The 19,234-nt window shown below is 34.6% G+C and carries 20 protein-coding genes; 9 read left to right on the top strand and 11 right to left on the bottom strand.

The features are described from left to right. The first annotated feature begins 178 nt into the window (after positions 1-178). Genes idi through gcvT form a run of 3 tightly spaced genes read left to right on the top strand, consistent with a single transcriptional unit; the run spans position 179 to position 2,270 of the window. Complete coding sequence (idi, locus tag PGH12_RS18990; protein ID WP_267598031.1) at positions 179-688, top strand: isopentenyl-diphosphate Delta-isomerase; 510 nt, start codon at positions 179-181, stop codon at positions 686-688. An 11-nt stretch (positions 689-699) separates the two neighbouring features. Next, positions 700-1,176, top strand: a complete 477-nt coding sequence (locus PGH12_RS18985; protein WP_267598032.1) for a hypothetical protein — start codon at positions 700-702, stop codon at positions 1,174-1,176. A 17-nt stretch (positions 1,177-1,193) separates the two neighbouring features. Continuing rightward, the gene (gcvT, locus tag PGH12_RS18980; RefSeq protein ID WP_267598033.1) at positions 1,194-2,270 is read left to right on the top strand and encodes a glycine cleavage system aminomethyltransferase GcvT; all 1,077 of its coding nucleotides are present in this window, start codon (positions 1,194-1,196) and stop codon (positions 2,268-2,270) included. Positions 2,271-2,367: 97 nt separating this feature from the next. Here the strand turns inward: gcvT and PGH12_RS18975 are convergent, their stop codons facing one another. Continuing rightward, on the bottom strand, positions 2,368-2,724 hold the full coding sequence (locus PGH12_RS18975) for an arsenate reductase family protein (RefSeq protein ID WP_129534108.1): 357 nt from the start codon (positions 2,722-2,724) through the stop codon (positions 2,368-2,370). A gap of 140 nt (positions 2,725-2,864) precedes the next feature. Between PGH12_RS18975 and PGH12_RS18970 the strand changes: the two genes are divergently transcribed. After that, complete coding sequence (locus PGH12_RS18970; protein ID WP_267598034.1) at positions 2,865-3,332, top strand: acyl-CoA thioesterase; 468 nt, start codon at positions 2,865-2,867, stop codon at positions 3,330-3,332. Positions 3,333-3,338: 6 nt separating this feature from the next. Then, positions 3,339-4,211 (top strand): sugar phosphate isomerase/epimerase family protein, encoded by an 873-nt coding sequence (locus PGH12_RS18965; protein WP_267598035.1) that lies wholly within the window; start codon positions 3,339-3,341, stop codon positions 4,209-4,211. A gap of 299 nt (positions 4,212-4,510) precedes the next feature. Here the strand turns inward: PGH12_RS18965 and PGH12_RS18960 are convergent, their stop codons facing one another. The 7 genes from PGH12_RS18960 to PGH12_RS18930 form a co-directional block, all read right to left on the bottom strand. Then, a complete protein-coding gene (locus tag PGH12_RS18960; protein ID WP_267598037.1) occupies positions 4,511-4,708 on the bottom strand; it encodes a hypothetical protein in 198 nt (65 codons plus the stop codon). Between the two features lie 221 nt (positions 4,709-4,929). Continuing rightward, positions 4,930-6,498 (bottom strand): ribonuclease Y, encoded by a 1,569-nt coding sequence (gene rny, locus PGH12_RS18955; protein WP_267598038.1) that lies wholly within the window; start codon positions 6,496-6,498, stop codon positions 4,930-4,932. 217 nt (positions 6,499-6,715) lie between these two features. After that, positions 6,716-7,003 carry a cell division protein ZapA gene (locus tag PGH12_RS18950; RefSeq protein ID WP_229984527.1) on the bottom strand — a complete coding sequence of 96 codons (288 nt, stop codon included), beginning with the start codon at positions 7,001-7,003 and terminating at the stop codon, positions 6,716-6,718. Continuing rightward, positions 7,003-7,305: a coiled-coil domain-containing protein gene (locus PGH12_RS18945; RefSeq protein WP_267598039.1), complete on the bottom strand. Its 303-nt coding sequence runs from the start codon at positions 7,303-7,305 to the stop codon at positions 7,003-7,005. The genes PGH12_RS18950 and PGH12_RS18945 overlap by 1 nt, the downstream gene beginning before the upstream one ends. 139 nt (positions 7,306-7,444) lie before the next feature. Next, a complete protein-coding gene (gene porT / locus PGH12_RS18940) occupies positions 7,445-8,227 on the bottom strand; it encodes a type IX secretion/gliding motility protein PorT/SprT (RefSeq protein ID WP_267598040.1) in 783 nt (260 codons plus the stop codon). A gap of 3 nt (positions 8,228-8,230) precedes the next feature. Next, entirely contained in the window at positions 8,231-8,962 is a 732-nt protein-coding gene (gene ubiE, locus PGH12_RS18935) for a bifunctional demethylmenaquinone methyltransferase/2-methoxy-6-polyprenyl-1,4-benzoquinol methylase UbiE (RefSeq protein ID WP_267598041.1), read from the bottom strand. Then, on the bottom strand, positions 8,959-9,528 hold the full coding sequence (locus PGH12_RS18930) for a hypothetical protein (RefSeq protein WP_267598042.1): 570 nt from the start codon (positions 9,526-9,528) through the stop codon (positions 8,959-8,961). The genes ubiE and PGH12_RS18930 overlap by 4 nt, the downstream gene beginning before the upstream one ends. Before the next feature lie 99 nt (positions 9,529-9,627). Here PGH12_RS18930 and PGH12_RS18925 point away from each other — a divergent pair, with 99 nt between their 5' ends. The 3 genes from PGH12_RS18925 (at position 9,628) to PGH12_RS18915 (ending at position 12,294) form a co-directional block, all read left to right on the top strand. Further along, the gene (locus tag PGH12_RS18925; RefSeq protein WP_267598043.1) at positions 9,628-10,695 is read left to right on the top strand and encodes a 3-oxoacyl-ACP synthase III family protein; all 1,068 of its coding nucleotides are present in this window, start codon (positions 9,628-9,630) and stop codon (positions 10,693-10,695) included. Between the two features lie 73 nt (positions 10,696-10,768). After that, positions 10,769-11,974: a metallophosphoesterase gene (locus PGH12_RS18920; RefSeq protein WP_267598044.1), complete on the top strand. Its 1,206-nt coding sequence runs from the start codon at positions 10,769-10,771 to the stop codon at positions 11,972-11,974. Positions 11,975-11,994: 20 nt separating this feature from the next. Next, the gene (locus PGH12_RS18915; protein ID WP_267598045.1) at positions 11,995-12,294 is read left to right on the top strand and encodes a hypothetical protein; all 300 of its coding nucleotides are present in this window, start codon (positions 11,995-11,997) and stop codon (positions 12,292-12,294) included. 4 nt (positions 12,295-12,298) lie between these two features. On the opposite strand, the gene PGH12_RS18910 is transcribed toward PGH12_RS18915, so the two are convergent. The 3 genes from PGH12_RS18910 to PGH12_RS18900 form a co-directional block, all read right to left on the bottom strand. After that, complete coding sequence (locus PGH12_RS18910) at positions 12,299-13,051, bottom strand: polysaccharide deacetylase family protein (protein WP_267598046.1); 753 nt, start codon at positions 13,049-13,051, stop codon at positions 12,299-12,301. 74 nt (positions 13,052-13,125) lie between these two features. Further along, positions 13,126-14,088, bottom strand: coding sequence for an NAD-dependent epimerase/dehydratase family protein (locus PGH12_RS18905; protein ID WP_267598047.1), 963 nt, complete (start codon positions 14,086-14,088; stop codon positions 13,126-13,128). Between the two features lie 111 nt (positions 14,089-14,199). Next, entirely contained in the window at positions 14,200-17,055 is a 2,856-nt protein-coding gene (locus tag PGH12_RS18900) for a TonB-dependent receptor plug domain-containing protein (protein ID WP_267598048.1), read from the bottom strand. Positions 17,056-17,470: 415 nt separating this feature from the next. Between PGH12_RS18900 and ggt the strand changes: the two genes are divergently transcribed. Continuing rightward, positions 17,471-19,162 carry a gamma-glutamyltransferase gene (gene ggt / locus PGH12_RS18895; RefSeq protein WP_267598049.1) on the top strand — a complete coding sequence of 564 codons (1,692 nt, stop codon included), beginning with the start codon at positions 17,471-17,473 and terminating at the stop codon, positions 19,160-19,162. Positions 19,163-19,234 lie beyond the last annotated feature (72 nt).

Raw genomic sequence — 19,234 nt, 5'->3', positions numbered from 1 at the left:
GTATATGTTAAAATTTTAACTTAAAATTTAATTTATAAAAGAGAAAACGATCCATCTTTTGCATTATTCATAAAATTGAACTCTTTACCTTGTTTATAAAAAAGCCAAAATTTCATAAAAAATAAAAATTTCCAATAAATATTTTACGAAATCGCTATTTAAACTTAAATTTGTAGGAATGGAAGAATTTGTAGTTTTAGTAAATGCTCAGGATGAAACTCTAGGTTTGATGGAAAAACAGCAGGCTCACATTAACGGTCTTCTTCATCGTGCATTTTCTGTTTTTTTATTTAACGACAAAGGTGAAATGCTCTTGCAGAAGCGTGCGTCAGGAAAATACCATTCTCCCAATCAATGGACCAATGCTGTTTGCTCGCATCCCCGAGATGGCGAAAGCTATATTGAAGGCGCAAACAGAAGGTTAAAAGAAGAACTTGGAATTGAAACTGAACTTTCAGAAAAATTTAAATTTATCTATAAAGCAGATGTTGGCGGCGGACTTTGGGAGCATGAGTTAGATTATGTTTTTACAGGAACATACAATTCTGGCTTTAATTTAAATGAAAATGAGGTGGGAGAAGTGCGTTACATTTCCATGGCTGATCTTGATTATGAGATTTCGCAGCATCCCAAAAATTTCACAGAATGGTTCAAGATCATTCTTGAAGAATATAAACACAATTTTTAAAAAAACACACAATGAAAAAAACATTATTAATTTTTTCGGTTCTATTCCACTTGACGGTCTTCGCCCAGAAAACAGATACAGAAGTTTTTGAAAGTGAAAATTATTCGATTGTAATGCCCGATACCTGGAAAATTACCAATGATGATGGTATCGTAAACATTTTTCCGACAAATCAAATCGGCGCAGTGACGATATCAGAATATCATGATCTTGAACTTCCAAAAGCCGAAACTAAAAAATTTATTCTCGCACTATACAATTCTTCAGAAGATGAGAAAAAAATAAAAAGCAGCGGAGGAAAGAAGGGCTACACCGAGTATTTCTATGAATATCTCGATGAAAAAGATCAACTTTTGTGGATCACTAAAGTTTTTCAAAAAAATAAGGATCTTTATATTATCAGCATCAATTGCGAAAATAAATACTGGAACGGAAATTATATGAAGGTTTTTAACGAAACTTTTGAAAGTTTTAAAATAAAGAAATAAAAAGTAATCAATCTACTATGAAAAAAACAGCCTTGTACGACAAACACGTTTCTCTGGGAGCGAAAATTGTACCTTTTGCAGGATTTGATATGCCTGTACAATATTCCGGGGTAACGGAAGAACATTTTGCGGTAAGAGAAAAAGCAGGATTATTTGACGTATCTCATATGGGACAGTTTTTCATTGAAGGCGCAGGATCTAAGGATCTTTTGCAGTTTGTGACGACCAATAATCTTGATGCTCTGGAAAACGGAAAAGCTCAATATTCTTGTCTTCCTAACGAAGATGGAGGAATTGTAGATGATCTTATCGTTTACAAAATGGAAGATGATAAATATTTTGTTGTCGTAAACGCTTCAAACATCGAAAAAGACTGGAATCACATTTCAAAATACAATACTTTCGGAGCAAAGATGACGAATGCTTCAGATGAAATGTCTTTATTGGCAGTTCAGGGTCCGAAAGCAGCAGAAATTCTTCAGAAATTAACTGAAACCAATCTCTCTGAAATTCCTTACTACCATTTTACAGTAGGTTCGGTTGCCGGAGTAAGTGATGTCATTATCTCAAATACAGGCTATACCGGAAGCGGAGGCTTTGAAATTTATTTTAAAAATGATGATGCTGAAAAGCTTTGGGATGAAATTCTAAAAGCTGGCGAAAGCGAAGGAATAGTCCCATGCGGATTGGCTGCAAGAGATACCTTGAGATTAGAAAAAGGCTTCTGTCTTTACGGAATGGACATTGACGATACTACTTCTCCGATCGAAGCTGGACTTGGCTGGATCACAAAATTTGATAAAGATTTTGTATCTAAAGAAATTTTTGCAAAACAAAAAGAAGAAGGAGTAACCAGAAAACTTGTTGGTTTTGAATTAACTGATAAAGGAGTTCCAAGACACGATTATCCTGTTGTAGATGCAGAAGGAAACGTAATCGGAAAAGTAACTTCCGGAACACAGTCTCCGATGAAGAAGATTGGTTTGGGAATCGCATATGTCGATAAGCCTCACTTTAAATTAGGGACAGAAATTTTTATTCAGGTAAGAAATAAAAATATTCCTGCGAAAGTGGTGAAAATGCCTTTCGTGTAAAAATTAACCATTTGAAGCGGGCTTTTTATTGATGCTTCTAAACATAAAAAACCACAGATCGCTCTGTGGTTTTACCTTTTTAATCAGAAAGTAATACTTAATTATTTCCGTTGAAGTGAGCTCTTAAGTTCTCAATGTTTTTCTTATCATTTCCTATGAAAATCTCTGTATCTGTAAGGAAAACCGGACGTTTCAGGAATGTATAATGATCTAAAAGCAACTCTTTAAAATCATCTTCGCCCATTGTTTTCAAATCAAGTTCTCTCAATTTGATCTGGGTAGATTTTTTACTAAAAAGATCTTCGTAAGAATTGGTAATCTTGTGCATTGCTTCAACTTCCTCCTGTGTAATAGGCTCTTTTTTTATTTCACGCATTTCCCAATCTCTCAGATCAAATTTTGCTAAGATTTTTCTGCAAGTGTCGCAACTATTAAGATAAAATACTTTTTTCATCTATATTATAATTTATAATTTTTATTATTTAAGTTCAAAATTGAACATTTTGACAATATAACACTTTAATATCTTAAAATACGAATTTTATTCGACTTTGTGAAAATATTTAAATATCTTTAGTAAAATATTTAGAAAAAATGGATAACAAACCTGTTACTTTTCAGTTTATTTCAGAGCCTTCAGATGTCAATTATGGAGGAAATGTGCATGGAGGTAGCGTAATGAAATGGATTGACCAAGCGGGATATGCCTGTGCTACAACGTGGAGTGGCAATTATTCGGTAACTGTGTACGTAGGCGGAATCCGTTTTTATGATCCGATAAAAATAGGCGAAATTGTAAAAGTGGAAGCTCAGGTTATTTACACAGGTTCTTCGAGTATGCATATTTCAATTAATGTATTCTCAAGAAATCTTAAACAACCTATTTTTGATAAGAAAACGCATTGTATTATCGTTTTTGTGGCCGTAGACGAAAATGGTATAAAATTACCAGTTCCTAAATGGATTCCTGAAACCAGTGAGGAGAAACAACAGGAAATGTATGCGAAACGGCTGATGGAACTCAGAACTCAGATTGAGGATGAAATGAAACCTTTTCTATAGTAAATCATGGAAAGAAGCGATTTTTTAAAGTTGTCATCTTTAGGATTCTTAGGACTTTATTCCTGTGGAATTGCAGGTTCAACGACAAAAAAGAGGCGACTGGGAATACAACTTTATACCATAAGAGAAGCAGTTTCTAAAAATCCGGAAAGAGCATTAGAAAAAATTGCATCACTTGGTTTTACAGATCTGGAAATCTATGGCTATGACGGAAATTTCTTTGGTAAAAACAGAAATGAATTTCAATCTATTTTAAACAATACAGGTTTGAAGGTTGTAAGTTCTCATCATCAAACCGGAGTCATTGGTGAAGGAAAAGGAACTTTGCGTAATAATTGGAAAAAATCTGTTGAAGATTTAAAATTTATCGGCTCAGAATATATGGTTTGTTCTTACCTGGTTCCTAAAGAAAGAACGATCGAAAATTATAAAAATCTCCCTGTCATACTGAGTCAATCAGCAGAGATAACGCAGCAGGCAGGAATCCAATTTTGTTATCATAATCACGATTTTGAGTTTGAAAAATTAACTGATGATCAACTGATCTATGATTTTCTATTAGAAAACACGCCGTCAGATCTTGTGAAAATGGAGCTGGATCTTTATTGGATCACAAAAGCAGGATTTGATCCCTTGCATTATTTCGACAAATACCCCGGAAGATTTCCTCTGTGGCATGTGAAAGACATGCATAGTAAAACCAAACATTTTGAAGAAGTTGGAAACGGAAGTATAGATTTTAAAAAAATATTTGAATTTAGAAAAAAGGCCGGTTTAAAATACTGGTTTGTGGAGCAAGATTCTAGTGATAAAGATATTTTTGAAAGTGTGAATATGAGCAAGAAATATATCGATAATAACAGCTTTTTCTTAAAATAAAGCAAGCTCAAAATATATATAAAAACAAAAGTCTTCCTTTATGGAAGACTTTCTATTTTAATTTTTAAATTATTATTAACAAGTAATTATTTGCGGACAATTCATATATTGACTGCAATATTTTGGCCCTGTTACTGCACCTGTACAACTACATTTGCATAGCGATAAATCCGGGGTTCCGATTTTTCCAACACCTCCTACGATATCTTTCAATTCAGAACTTTTCAGCTTCTTAGCGTTTTTTAAAATCTCGTTTAACATACTATTTTGTTTTAAGGGTTTATGTAAATTTCAATGTTTTATACTGCATCATTACAAGTGTAAACCTGCGGGCAGCCAATATAAGCGGCACAATATTTCGGTCCAGTCACAGAACCAGAGCAACTGCATCCGCATAGTGATAAATCAGGAGTTCCGATTTTTCCAGCACCACCAACAATCTCTTTTAGATCTGCAGTTTTTAATTTCTTAGCATTTTTTAAAATTTCATTTAACATAATAATTTGGTTTTAAGTTGATAATCAAATTTAATAATTTTATTTCACTACAACCATAATTATCTTATCTAATTTATATTAATAAATAATTTCTATTAAACTTTAACAAATAACTAAAGTTTCTTAATAACCCTTCATAATTCCTAATGCTAAATTAACTGCAACAAAAAACCTCACAAATTGCTTTGAGAGGTTTTTTTTATGTAAAGTGTTTATATCAATTATCTTGCGATATTCACAGCTCTTGTTTCTCTAATTACGGTAACTCTCACCTGACCAGGATAAGTCAACTCGTTCTGAATTTTCTCTGAAATGTCATACGAAAGCTGAGACGCAATTTCGTCATTTACTTTCCCACTTTCTACCATCACACGAAGTTCTCTTCCCGCCTGAATTGCGTAAGCACTTGAAACACCTTCGAAACTTAATGCAGCCGCTTCAAGATCTTTCAATCTCTGGATGTAAGATTCTAAAACCTGACGTCTTGCACCAGGTCTTGCTCCCGAAATAGCATCGGCAACCTGAATAATCGGAGATAATAATGAAGTCATTTCTACCTCGTCGTGGTGAGCTCCAATTGCGTTGATTACTTCAGGATTTTCACCATATTTCTCTGCCCATTGCATTCCCAATAAAGCGTGAGGGAGCTCAGATTCCTGCTCAGGAACTTTACCAATATCGTGTAAAAGACCAGCTCTTTTAGCCATTTTTACATTTAATCCTAATTCAGCAGCCATTGTTGCCGCAATATTTGCTACTTCTCTTGAGTGCTGAAGAAGATTTTGTCCATAAGATGAACGGTATTTCATTCTACCTACAATTTTCACCAATTCTGGGTGTAAACCATGAATTCCAAGATCGATGATCGTTCTTTTACCTACTTCAATGATCTCTTCTTCGATCATTTTTTTAGTTTTTTCTACAACTTCCTCGATTCTCGCTGGGTGAATTCTACCATCCGTAACCAATCTGTGCAGTGATAATCTGGCAATTTCTCTTCTTACAGGATCAAAACACGAAAGGAGAATGGCTTCCGGAGTATCATCCACAATGATCTCAACACCTGTCATTGCTTCCAATGCGCGAATATTTCGACCTTCTCTACCAATAATTCTACCTTTTACTTCGTCTGATTCTATATTAAATACTGAAACTGAATTTTCGATCGCCTGTTCTGTACCAATTCTCTGAATAGTTTGAATAACAATTTTTCTAGCTTCACTCTTGGCGTTCAACTGAGCTTCTTCCATGATGCTCTGAACGTGTGCCTGAGCTCTTGTTTTTGCTTCAGCTTTCATTGTTTCTACCAATTCTGCTTTCGCCTCTTCAGCCGTATAATTTGAAATTTTTTCGAGCATTTCAACTTTCTTAGCTGTTGCAGAGTCAAGTTCTTGTTGTTTTTTCTCTAAAACTTCAGTTTTCCTTGCATAATCAGCGATCTGTCTGTCTAGATCTTTTTCTAGCTTCCCAGCTTTACTAAGTTCGTCATTAAGTTTGTTTTCCTTGTCTTTGATTCTTTTTTCTGCCTCCTGCATTTTCTTTTCACGAATCTGAATATCTGCATCGTGCTGAGATTTTAATTCAAGAAATTTTTCCTTAGCCTGAAGATTTTTTTCTTTTTTTATCGATTCAGCCTGCACCGTGGCTTTTTCTATAAGATTTTCGGCATTTTTTGTTGCATCGTCTATAATAAATTTGCCTTTAGCATTCAGGGAGCTTTTAGAAAATACCATTCCTAAAACAGCACCTATTACCAAACAAATAACGCCGACTATTATGGCTGTTGTCATATATATTGAGTTTTAATTGTCTAAATTTAAAAATAAAAAAGCCTACAATAATCCAGTGATTTAGAGTAAACTCCCGATCTCCACGATTTGATCTGATTTCTTCTCTCTGTAATCTGCGTAAAGCAGCACGCCATTGAAAAGACTTTCGAACATTAATTGTTTAGTGTTGAGTTTACCTTAATGTGTTAGAATTACTGTAGGCAGCTTTTTGGGAATATTATTTCCCAACTTCATTCAACGTCTGATTAATTTTGGCTAATCTTTCGTTGGTAGAATTTATATTTTTTTCGTAGTTCATAGACACTACTTCAGCATTGGTTCCCAATTTTAGGGCACACATTGCCAAAGCATCTTGTTTGTCTCTTACATCGAAATTCTGTTCAAAATCTTTAATCATATTTTCAATCTGCTTCCCCACTTTGCGTAAAGTTTCTTCTTCAGCTGCGGGTACGTTCAGCGGATATACTCTTCCTGCAATATTGATGGTTATTCTCCTTACCTCCATTATAGTCCACTGTTTTGAAGCTGTGCAATACAAAAGTCTACTTCTTTTACCAATCTGTTGATATGGTTTTTCATGAGTCTGTTGTGTTCAGGATTTCCTGATATTGCCGAATACAATTTTATATTTTTCTGTTCTTCTGCTAATACCTGATTTTTCTTTCGCTCTTCATCATATCTCATCTTCAGTTCTTCATGCTCTTTATTCAATTCTGACAACTTTTCAGAAAGACTTTGATGACTTTTATGAAGATTCAAAATCTTTTTTTCCAGTTCTGAAAAATTGTTTTCTAGTTCTTGAAGCATTTCAGGTTTCTAAATATTCTAACTAAAAGCAAAAATATGAAAATAAAAAGACTAACAAAAATAAAAGTCTCTATATTTTGACTAAAAACAGGAAAGGAGATGCCAAAGCACCTCCTTTCTCTATTAATTTTGTGTTATTTTATTCAAATTTCAATACAAACATTACTGCTCTTGTCTGCAACGTAGAAACTGCCGCAGACCAGTAAGGTGGTGTTGTAGCATTATCTGATACCATTTCGTTATTCATGAAAAATGTTCCTCTGATTGCTGGTGTCAATTTAAATTTATTAAAGTAAAACTGAATTCCCATTTCCGCAGACCATGCAAAATTATGCGTTGTAGATCTGAAAACCTGCTGTTGGTTATCATCTTCAGAATCTGAGTTTGATTGCAGATTCACAATATAATTAACCCCTGCAGCAACATAAGGTCTTGAGTTATACCATCTTTCCCCGTGAAGTTCCAATAATACCGGAACGTCTACCAAAGTAGATTTTATCTCTCTTACTCTGTCTTTTTCAGTAAGTGCAATAGGTGTAAACGGAGGGTTTTGAGGGTTTCCGTTCTGATATATATCGTTAGATTGTGTATTGAAAATCAATTGTCTTTGCGCAAACTGTAAACCTGGCTCTACTCTTACGTCTAAGTAATCATTTAATCTGAATTTTGTGATAAGACCAGCTCCAAAACTGTAACTTTCTTTTGACGTTACAAGATTTTGATTAGCATTCATCCCATATCTAGGATTAAGTACGATGCGGTAGTCTAGTCTATTTCCGTTTAGAAAGAAACCCCAACTGAATTTTTGCTGGTCAAAATCTTCCAGCTTATCCATCCTGTTGCGAGTTCTAAATTGCGCATCTGCAAAAGTTGCTATGCTAACTGATGCTAAAACCAGAGCTTTTAATAGAAATTTATTCATAGGTTATTTTGTTGCTTTATAAATTGTGGCTATACCTAAACTTAATTTTTTATATTCTACTTTTTTAAATCCTGTATCTAGCAGGATTTGTCTCATTTTTTCTCCGAATGGAAAAGCATTTACAGAATCTGGTAAATAAGTATACGCCCTGTTATCTTTAGAAACCAATCTGCCGATTGCCGGTAATATATTTTTAAAATAAAACATATAAAACGGTCCTAAAAAACCTTCCACTTTTGAAAACTCCAGAATATACACGCTCTTGTTTTCTTTCACTACTCTTCTCAGCTCTGCCAAACCTTTGGTAAGGTTTTCAAAATTTCTCACTCCAAATGCAACGGAAACAGCATCGAATCTATTGTCCTCGAAAGGTAAATTTTCTGCATCACCTTTCTGCATAGAAATTTTGCCGTCTAATTTAAGTTTTTTTATTTTAATAACGCCAACATTTAACATTTGTTGCGATAGATCGAGACCAACTACTTTAGCATTGGTTCCTTTTTCCACCGCTATCGCAAGATCTCCTGTTCCGGTAGCCACATCTAGTACTTCCTGAGGAGCATCTTCCTTCATCATCTTCACCATTTTATTTCTCCACAGAACATCTATTTTCATAGATAACGCATGGTTTAGCAAATCGTATTTCGGCGCTATATTGTCGAACATATCCTCTACCTGGCTTTTTTTGGTAGCCTCAGAATTGTAGGGAGTTACTTTATTAATATCGTTTGTCAAAACTTGTAATATTCTTTATAATAGTTAAGGTAATCTTCTTTTCTAAAAATCTTTGACCGGCTTTCGACTTTATCAATATTCTTAATCAGCTTATCATAATCTTCATCAACATTGTAATAAAAATCTTCTGTATAAAGTTTATTGAAGTGTTTTGCCCCTCCAAAATACGGTTTCCCGTCTATAATCGTTTTATCCAACGCCAAAAGTAATGAATCTTTTTTAAGATTGTACCCATAATATTGACGATTAATATAATAATCCTTGTGAGCAATATTAATAAGACCTCTAATTTTATTCACCTCAAAGGCAGAATCATACAGTAATTTCTTATTCTGATCAAAAACTTTAATTGAATTTTTACCCTTTTTAAGGTCAACATTTACAAATTGTCCTGCCGAAATAATGCCTTCAGAACCGTTATTGATCTTAAAATAGTAAGTTTCAGGCGTCGGATTATCTACCAAATAATAATTTTTCTTGGCAAGGAAGAAGAAGTAGACTCCGAAAGCAAGAATAAAAACTACAGCGGCAATGAGTAAACCTTTGAGTGACGGATTGTTTTTCATAGTATTGTAATGCACAATTTTTGCAAATTTAATAATATTTTTAATTCTTTCTTATTAATATTAATTATTAACTTTGCATCTTTAAAATTATTTAAACGAATGCCGAATACGATCATAATTGGTTCTGGATCTTACATTCCTAGCAGAGTTATTGGTAGAAATCATTTTCTTAATTCTGAATTCTATACCGATGAAGGCGAAAAAATAGAAAAGCCAACTGAAGAAATCATCTCAAAATTTGTAGAAATTACAGAAATTGAAAACAGAAGATATATTGGCGATGACACCTCAAACTCAAAAATTGGTTATGAAGCTTCGAAAATTGCTTTAGAAGATGCAAAAGTTGACGGCGAAGATTTAGACTACATTATATACGCCAGCAATTTTGGTGAAGTAGGTACCAATGGCGCTGCCAATTTTATGCCGAATATGGCAGGAAGAGTGAAGAATCATCTGGGTATAAAAAATAAAAAATGTATCACTTACGATATGATTTTTGGTTGCCCGGGATGGGTCGAAGCAATGATTTTGGCAAATAATCTTATCAAAGCAGGTGTTGCAAAAACTATTTTGGTTGTTGGCGCAGAAACTTTAAGCCGCGTGACAGACCCGTACGACAGAAACAAAATGATATTTGCCGACGGAGCAGGAGCAGTTGTTGTAAAAGCTACAGATGAAGAAAATGTCGGGATTATTTCTCACAATACAATCTGCGATAACGGCCCGGAATTAGAATACTTACGAAATGGCCCTTCCATCAACAGAGATTTTGACGATCAGAAACTGTATATCAGAATGATGGGCAGAAAAATCTACGAATACGCACTTAAAAACGTACCGTCTGCAATTAAAGAAACCATTGATAACGCCGGTCTTTCTATCGAAGATATCGACAAAATATTAATTCATCAGGCTAATGCAAAGATGGATTATGCCATGATCGAAAGACTTCACAAATTGTATGACATCAAAGATTACGACCATTCAATTTCACCAATGACAATTCAGGAGTTTGGAAATTCTTCTGTTGCAACCATTCCTACCATGTTTGATTTAATAATTAAAGGAAAAATGCAAGGTCAAACGTTTAAAGAAAAAGGAAACGTCGTGATGACTTCTGTAGGTGCCGGAATGAATATTAACGCGATCGTTTACAAATTTCCCTAAGACTTAAAATTTAATTTAAAAAATATTGAAAAGCACAGAGGAAATTTCTTTTGTGCTTTTTTAAAACTCAATTATGCAAAAAAATTTTTTATTTATAACTGCTATCTTCCTGTTTCTCGAAGTCTATATCTATCAGGCAATAAGAACATTAACTGATAATTCGTGGATCAAAATCGGTTATTGCGTCTTGTCTCTGGCCATCTACGGATTCTTTGCTTACGAAGTTTCTCATTTTCAGAAATCAGACAGAAGTACGATGAGAGCACAAATTATGATCTCCTTGTTTTTGGTCTTTATTTTACCTAAAATTTTTATTGTTTTATTCTTATTGATAGACGATATTTTCAGAGCAGGTGCATATTTTGTAGGTTTTTTAAAGCCAGACGAAAACTTTTTTCCGGAAAGAAGAAAATTTTTAAGCATCGTAGGATTAGGTTTGGGCGGAGTTCTTTCTGCACTATTTATTGACGGCATTACTTTCGGAAAATACAGACACAAAGTAAGAAGAGTAAAAGTTAAAATTAAAAATCTTCCAAGTAGTTTTAAAGGATACAAAATCATTCAGATTTCAGACGTTCACAGCGGAAGTTTTTCTGATCCAAGCAAATTGCAACACGCAATTGATTTGATTAATGAACAAGAAGCTGATTTGGTTCTATTTACCGGAGATATGGTAAATAATGTATCTGAAGAATTCAAACCTTTCATCCCTCTTTTCTCTAAAATTAAAGCAAAAGACGGAAAGTTTGCGGTTTTAGGAAACCATGATTACGGTGATTATGTGACGTGGGAATCGCCCAAAGCAAAAGACGCGAATCTTGCAATGCTCATTGAATACGAGAAACAGGCCGGTTTTGAAATGCTGATGAACGAAAACCGCGCAATCGACAGAAATGGAGAAAAATTATACATTCTAGGAGTCGAAAACTGGGGACTGAAGCCTTTTCCGCAATTTGGAAAAATCGATAAAGCGTTAGAAAACGTTCCCCAAAATGCTGCTAAAATTTTAATGAGCCATGACCCTACTCATTTTGATTACGTTGTTAAAAAACACCCTGCAGACATTAGCTTGACACTTTCCGGTCACACACACGGAATGCAGTTTGGTTTAGATTTAAAAAACATCAAATGGTCGCCTGTACAATACCGTTATCCGAAATGGGCAGATTTGTATGAAAGTGAAGGCAAAATGCTTTATGTAAACCGCGGTTTCGGAGTATTGGGATATCCGGGAAGAGTTGGGGTTTTGCCAGAGATTACCTTACTGGTACTTTCGTAGTTCTTCATTAAAAACTTATTATGAAAATAATTGATTTTGAATCTAAATCATGGTTCTTCCTCAGTCATGAAAACGACTGCTACATTGACGTTAACTGCAGTCATTCATTTATCAATTTTAACATGCTTATTCAATTAAATGAATCTGAACTGAAGGAATATGAAAATAGTGGACGAAACTATCTAAATTCTTTGGTAATGGAGATCCAACAGTATGCGCTTTCTAAATTTAAAGACCGTAATATAAAAGGAGATGTAGAACGATTAGCAAACGACGCTATCATCAAATTTCTACAGGAAAATAGTAGCAGAAAGTTATAGAACATCAAAAAATATAATCCTTCATTCTCGAAGTCGCCAATTCTTTTTCGTTAATCCAAACTAGAAAATCTTCAAGTTTGTCTTCCATCTTTTTTCCACAGTTAAAACTTCTGTGGAATGGAACTTTAAAATTGTATTTTTTAACATCGGTAAACTGCCATGTATCAAGATAGACCAAAACAAAATCGTCCTTTTTTAAAGTTTCAAAAAGCATATTCTGATAATATTTCATTGGCAAAACCTGAAACACAAAATCATTATAAGGAAGCTGACTGTAAGGCGAGATACTTTCCGGGACAATGCTGATTCCGTTTTCTTCAGTGATCTCCGAATCTCTTTTCAGACGTTTGAAAGGAAACAGAATATCTGCGTGATCGATGTTTGAGATATAATTAAATCCCATCAATTTCAATTCTGTTTCGCCGATCTTAAATTCCTTTTGACGAATACCACGAATCTGTTTTTCAAGAAAATCTTCAGCCCATTTCTTGGTAAACTCAATTTGTGAAGATGATGAGTTTTTATTGTAAAAAGCAATTTCATGCCCTTGAGCAGAAATTGCTTTTATCAAATTTTTTAGTTTTTCTGCGATTGAAATTTCAATAAAGAAACTTGCTTTAACTTCGTGAATATCTAAAATTCTTAAGACCGATTTAGTATTGGCCTCTGTGATTGCTAACCTTTCAACATCAGAAATCTGAAGTTCATTTTTAGTTTCAGATTCTATATTGATTAAATTAAAGGTCAGTAAAATCATTTAAATTAAAGTTTAGATAAATAGTATAAGTTATTATTTTTCAGTAGTTAAATAACATTTCAGTTAAAGTTAATTTAACCTTGATTCTTTTTGTCCAATTTTACTTTAAGATTCTTAATCATATCTTGAGACATTTCAGAAATTCCGAAATCATAAGAAAGATTCCAATCTTTTTTAGCGATAGAGTCATCGATTGATGATGGCCAGGAATCAGCAATTGCCTGTCTGAAATCTGGTTTATAATCAATCTCAAATTCCGGAATTTCCCTCTTAATTTCAGCAGCCAATTCTTTTGGAGTAAAAGACATTCCTCCTAAATTATACGAAGAACGAACCGTCAGATTTTCTTTAGGAGCTTCCATTAATTTCAGCGTTGCGTTGATTGCATCATCCATATACAACATCGGCATTGCCGTATCTTCGGAAATAAAACTTGTATATTTCCCCTCTTCTACTGCTTCATAAAAAATCTCAACTGCATAATCTGTGGTTCCTCCACCTGCCGGAGTTTTCCATGAAATCAAACCGGGATATCTGATACTTCTTACATCAACACCATATTTATCAAAATAATATTCGCACCATTTTTCACCTGCCATTTTTGAAATTCCGTACACTGTCGTAGGATTCAAAACAACATCCTGAGCAACATCATTTTTAGGAATTCCTTTTCCGAAAACAGCGATCGAGCTGGGCCAGAAAATCTTTTTAAGCAAACCTTCTTTCGCCATTTCACAGAAATGAAGAAGCGGCTCCAGATTTAGTTTCCATGCAAAAACCGGTTGCTTTTCAGAAGTTCCGGACAATAATGAAGCCAAATGATAAACTGTTGTGATATCGTAATCTTTAATGACCTGTCTTACCAATTGTGTGTTGGTAACATCCATTCTTTCGTAATATCCTGCAGAAGTAAGGTCTTTTTGCCATCTGTCGAGTCCTGAAGCAACTACATTTTCGGCTCCGTGAATTTCTACAAGTCTGTTGGTAAGCTCTGTGCCAATTTGCCCCAAAGCTCCTGTAATGAGAATTTTTTCCATAGTATATTTTTTTACTATTTTATTAGATGTCGCAAAAGTAAAAAAATCAAACCAACAAAAATAAAAAAGGTGCGCAAAACACACCTTTTCGATCATATTTCAATAAAACATTTAAAAATTCATATTTATTCTTGCAAAAAGAAACCTGCCATTCATCCCAAACTGAGAAACATTTCTAGAATACACAAATTGATTGGCATTTGATAAATCTACAGTTGAAGTTGCTGTGCCATAAACTACATTGCCGTTTGCATCTATACCGGTAGGTCTTTTAGCAGCTACAGGACCATAGTTTAGATCGGGATAAATATCAAATATATTATTTGCACCAATTGTCAAACTGACCTGCTTAGTAAATTTGTAGGCAATAGAAAAATCTGTTATCACTTTAGCACCCCAAACCGGGTGTTCATTTTCTACAGCCTGCCCGTTTACTACGATAGCATCTATTTGCCCGTTTCCATTTACATCTACCGTATTTGGGTCTGTCACTTTTCCGAAATATACATTTTTCATCATAAAACTCAATTTAGAAAATTCTAAAGTATTGATTAATGATGATTTGAATCTTGGTATTGCTTCTTCTAAATAAACCCGGCTTGCTTCTGAATAATATCTATTTACCTGTCCTGCATTTTGTAAAACATCAGACGAATGAATTTCTCCTACACTATTTGTTTTTGAAACAGTAAGAGAAAAATCACTATTCAACTTTACATCAGAAAAACTGGCTTTATGAGAAATCACCGCTTCAATTCCTTTAGTTTGGGTATCAATAGCATTGGCAAAAAACGTTGCCGCGTTTGCGTTTGCCTGATCAAATAATCCATTCAAAACAGCATTCGGGCTTCCTGAAGAAGGAGTACCTCCCGGTCTGGAAAATTGATCGGTAAGAACGATACGATCATTAATTCTGATATAATATCCATCAACTGTTATAGCTAATTTCGCACTAGGAATTTTTGCAGCAAATCCCGCAGAATAACTAGAAGATTTTTCTTGTTTTAATTTATCGATTCCTAACATGTCCGCAATCTTAGAATCATTAGAAAATGTACCCACCTCAAAAGCACTGCCACCCACAAATTGTGTAGAAGTAGAATTAAAATAAATTTGGTGTAAAGAAGGCGCTCTGAAACCTGTGGATAATGCACCTCTCACGTTAATATTGTCTGTAATTTTGTAGCGTGTAGCGAATTTGTAATTAAAGGTCGAGCCAAAATCTGAATAATTTTCGAACCTCAATGCAACACTTAGCAACCATTTGTCTGTAACATCCAATTCATTATCAGAATACAGTGCGAAAGAATTCCTGCCTTTGTTAATTGCATTTTCTGGCCTGAAACCCGGGAAGACTTGTGAACCTCCTGGTCTTGTTGCGCCATAAAAATCAGTAGGTTTCAGGTCTGCTGGACTTAATGGAGTTTGGATATTGCCGTTTATATCATACAACGCATACGATGCTTCTTCTCCTGCGGAAATTTTAAAATTCTCAAATCTTCCTTCTCCTCCAAACGCTAAGTTTAAACCTTTTAAAACATCAATTTTAGTATCAAAATCCGCATTGATTGTATTCTGCGAAAAAGCTAAAGCCCCTGCATCAAACTCTGTTTTGCTAGGATAAGGCATACTTGCATTGGCCGTATTTTTTATTGCGTAATCAAAAGAATTCTTCCCAAATGTATTGCTTACATCATAGTTGAATCTTCCTAATTTCCCTTTTAATCCTGAGGCAAAAGAAAGATCAATCACATCCGAACCAATTTCCGGTAAAAACCCATTTGGATAGATAGAGGTTGCCGTTCTACTCTGGTTTGGCAATCTGTAAAATCCCGCGGCATTTCCGTTTCTGTATGAGTAACCACCAAAAGCATAACCTGTTATATTACTCCCCAAGTCAAATTCTGAATTTACATACAACTGTCCGGATTTTAATTTAGATTGGCCAACTCTCATGTTAAAATCTTCACGATTCAGACCTCTGTAAGCCAATTCGTTATCTGTTACATCAAAATTAAGGGCAGTTTGCAAACCTGCAATTGTATTTGCAGATTGTATAGCCGTTTGCTGTGCGCTACTAAAATAATTAACACCCGTTGCATATTGATGAATATAATCTACAATTTGAGTCGTGTTTGGGGTATTTCCAATATTAGAAAAAAGCGAAGAAATATTGACGCCATTTTCTAATGCACGCTGTTCTATAGAATTATAAGCATTAAAAATAGTACCTGTTCTAGGTTTAGCACGTTGGGTATCGTCACGAGTCATTAGGCTTCCTGTAAAATTAATAAAGCCTTTCTCACCCAATTTTGCTCCATAATTTAAATCGACTTGATACTTGCCACCGTCCCAACCTCCGATGTGATCATTTGCTCCTTGGGAATTAAAACTTCCGGCCGTAATTGCAGCAGTTAATTGATTGGTTGCTCTTTTCATGGCAACATTTATTACTCCTGCAATAGCATCAGAACCATACTGTGCTGAAGCACCATCTCGTAAAACCTCTAATCTATCAATTGCAAAAGCAGGAATTGCATTTAAGTCTGTTCCTACAGATCCTCTTCCTGGCGTTCCATTAATATTTACTAAAGAAGAAGTATGTCTTCTTTTTCCGTTTAATAAAACCAAAACCTGATCTGGACCTAAACCTCGTAATTGTGCAGGATCGATATGATCAGTCCCATCAGCAACAGTAGCTGTATTAGAGGTGAAAGAGGGAGCTGCAAAATTTAAAATCTGATTTAAATCTGTTTGCGGACTCAAAACTCCTTGTGCAGAAATATTAATAACATCTACAGGAACTGCTGTGTCGGTTGCAACTCTGTTTTTATTTCTGGAGCCGACAGTAATTTTAACCTCTTCTACTGTCTTGACTCTTAAAGAATCATTTGTTTGAGCGCTTAATCCTACTGAAATAGACAATAGCACACCTAAAGAAATAATTTTCTGGTAGTTTTTTTTCATATTTATGTTTTATTTTTTTACTGAGTATATATCTCCCTCATAAGTAGAATAACGAAAATATATAAAATTAATTTTTTTTACAGATAATCAAAATTTTGTTATATTTAATCTTTCAAACATAGTAATAAAAAAGTTAATTAAAAATAAAAAAGTTAAAATAAATAACAAATCTTTATCAATATAATATTTGAATATTAGTTTTTTGAAGACAGATTAAATCATTATTGATAAAGTTTTATCGTTTTCTTATTTCATCCGGCAGATATGATTAATCATTCGGAAAAAATTATTGACATATTGAATTTATTTTAGTATATTTTTTAATTAAAAAAGGGTAATCTTAAAGAAAAATATTAATTCTTGTTATTTACTAATGAATTTAATAATGTGTTATAAAGCACACTATACAATTGATATGAAAAAAATACTTATAGCAATCACTTTACTGACAACGTACGGAACCTATTTTAGCCAATTTGTGTCGTTCAATATTGTGAAAGAAGTCAAAGTTAAAAACAAAGGCGTGGTGGTTTCTGCACATCCTCTCGCCAGTGAAGCTGGTGCAAAAATTCTAAAAATGGGAGGAAATGCTTATGACGCAATTGTCGCAACACAGTACGCCCTAGCTGTAGTTTATCCACAAGCGGGAAACATCGGTGGTGGTGGTTTTTTGGTTGGAGTACAAAATAACGGTGAAGCATTTACCATAGATTATCGCGAAACGGCTCCCAGAAAGGCTTCAAGAGATATGTATCTCGACAAAAAAGGAAATGCAAATACAGATTTATCTCAAAACGGTCGTCTAGCCGTTGGAATCCCCGGAAGTGTGGCAGGTTTTTTTGCTACTTTAAAATATTGTAAACTTCCTATGAATCAATTGATTCAGCCTGCAATTGAGTTGGCAGAAAAGGGTTTTGCAATTACCGAGCAGGAAGCCAATTTACTCAATTCAAGCAAAGAATATTTCCAAAAACATAATAAAACGTCAAATGCTTTTGTGAAAAATGAAAGCTGGAAATCAGGAGATATTTTGATCCAAAAAGAATTGGCTGAAACTTTAAAACTGATTCAAAAAGCAGGTTTAAAAGGATTTTATGAAGGGAAAACGGCAGAACTTTTGGTTGCCGAAATGAAAAAAGGAAACGGAATCATCACTTTGGAAGACCTTAAAAACTACAAGGTTGCCGAAAGAAAAGCTCTCGAATTTGATTATAAAGGAAACCAGATCGTCTCAATGCCTTTACCGTCAAGCGGCGGAATTCTTTTAGCTCAAATGCTGAAAATGTCGGGTTTTGAAAATTTAGAAAAATATCAGCACAACTCTACTCCGGCAGTTCAGATTATGGTGGAAGCCGAAAGAAGAGCTTTCGCAGACAGAGCAGAATACATGGGCGATCCGGATTTTATTCAGGATAAAACTTCTTACCTGACTTCCGAAGAATACTTAAAGAACAGATGGAAAACTTTTAGTTTTAACAAAGCTACTCTAAGTTCGGAAGTAGGAAAAATCATTCAGCAACCGAAAGAATCTAAAGAAACCACTCATATTTCGGTGATCGACAAAGAAGGAAATGCAGCAGCAGTGACCACAACTTTAAATGGTTTGTACGGAAGCAAAGTTGTCGTTTCGGGTGCCGGTTTCTTTCTGAATAACGAAATGGATGATTTCTCTGTAAAACCTGGCGTTCCGAATATGTTTGGGGCGGTAGGCGGTGAGGCAAATGCTATTCAGCCACATAAAAGAATGCTTTCTTCAATGACTCCCACAATCGTTATGAAAAACAGAAAACCGTATATGATCGTAGGAACTCCGGGTGGCACCACGATCCCGACTTCTGTGTATCAGTCGATTGTAGATGTGGTAGATTTTAAACTCAATGCCAATACTTCGGTAAATTCTCCGAAATTTCACCATCAGTGGTTGCCCGAAACCGTAGCATTTGAAAAAAACTTCCCCGAAACTACCATTATGGATCTTGAAAAACTCGGCTATAAAGGCGAAAGATGGGGACAGCTTGGGAGAACCGAAATGATTTTAATTGATGATAACGGAAACATTCATGCCGTTGCAGACGGTCGTGGTGACGATTCTGTGGCAGTAGAATGATTTTACATGTCGCTACTGATCGTAATAAAACATTTAAGATTCTTTTCAAATTTAAAGCTTCATAAAGCAATA

It is taken from the genome of Chryseobacterium sp. CY350 (genome assembly GCF_027945075.1).
Taxonomy (GTDB): domain Bacteria; phylum Bacteroidota; class Bacteroidia; order Flavobacteriales; family Weeksellaceae; genus Chryseobacterium.
This window is presented reverse-complemented; position numbering and strand designations above follow the sequence as displayed.

Bases quoted from the DNA above. Each gene is read 5' to 3' on its own strand.
- idi (WP_267598031.1), top strand. From the start codon at position 179: ATGGAAGAATTTGTAGTTTTAGTAAATGCTCAGGATGAAACTCTAGGT.
- PGH12_RS18985 (WP_267598032.1), top strand. From the start codon at position 700: ATGAAAAAAACATTATTAATTTTTTCGGTTCTATTCCACTTGACGGTC.
- gcvT (WP_267598033.1), top strand. From the start codon at position 1,194: ATGAAAAAAACAGCCTTGTACGACAAACACGTTTCTCTGGGAGCGAAA.
- PGH12_RS18975 (WP_129534108.1), bottom strand. From the start codon at position 2,724: ATGAAAAAAGTATTTTATCTTAATAGTTGCGACACTTGCAGAAAAATC.
- PGH12_RS18970 (WP_267598034.1), top strand. From the start codon at position 2,865: ATGGATAACAAACCTGTTACTTTTCAGTTTATTTCAGAGCCTTCAGAT.
- PGH12_RS18965 (WP_267598035.1), top strand. From the start codon at position 3,339: ATGGAAAGAAGCGATTTTTTAAAGTTGTCATCTTTAGGATTCTTAGGA.
- PGH12_RS18960 (WP_267598037.1), bottom strand. From the start codon at position 4,708: ATGTTAAATGAAATTTTAAAAAATGCTAAGAAATTAAAAACTGCAGAT.
- rny (WP_267598038.1), bottom strand. From the start codon at position 6,498: ATGACAACAGCCATAATAGTCGGCGTTATTTGTTTGGTAATAGGTGCT.
- PGH12_RS18950 (WP_229984527.1), bottom strand. From the start codon at position 7,003: ATGGAGGTAAGGAGAATAACCATCAATATTGCAGGAAGAGTATATCCG.
- PGH12_RS18945 (WP_267598039.1), bottom strand. From the start codon at position 7,305: ATGCTTCAAGAACTAGAAAACAATTTTTCAGAACTGGAAAAAAAGATT.
- porT (WP_267598040.1), bottom strand. From the start codon at position 8,227: ATGAATAAATTTCTATTAAAAGCTCTGGTTTTAGCATCAGTTAGCATA.
- PGH12_RS18930 (WP_267598042.1), bottom strand. From the start codon at position 9,528: ATGAAAAACAATCCGTCACTCAAAGGTTTACTCATTGCCGCTGTAGTT.
- PGH12_RS18925 (WP_267598043.1), top strand. From the start codon at position 9,628: ATGCCGAATACGATCATAATTGGTTCTGGATCTTACATTCCTAGCAGA.
- PGH12_RS18920 (WP_267598044.1), top strand. From the start codon at position 10,769: ATGCAAAAAAATTTTTTATTTATAACTGCTATCTTCCTGTTTCTCGAA.
- PGH12_RS18915 (WP_267598045.1), top strand. From the start codon at position 11,995: ATGAAAATAATTGATTTTGAATCTAAATCATGGTTCTTCCTCAGTCAT.
- PGH12_RS18910 (WP_267598046.1), bottom strand. From the start codon at position 13,051: ATGATTTTACTGACCTTTAATTTAATCAATATAGAATCTGAAACTAAA.
- PGH12_RS18905 (WP_267598047.1), bottom strand. From the start codon at position 14,088: ATGGAAAAAATTCTCATTACAGGAGCTTTGGGGCAAATTGGCACAGAG.
- PGH12_RS18900 (WP_267598048.1), bottom strand. From the start codon at position 17,055: ATGAAAAAAAACTACCAGAAAATTATTTCTTTAGGTGTGCTATTGTCT.
- ggt (WP_267598049.1), top strand. From the start codon at position 17,471: ATGAAAAAAATACTTATAGCAATCACTTTACTGACAACGTACGGAACC.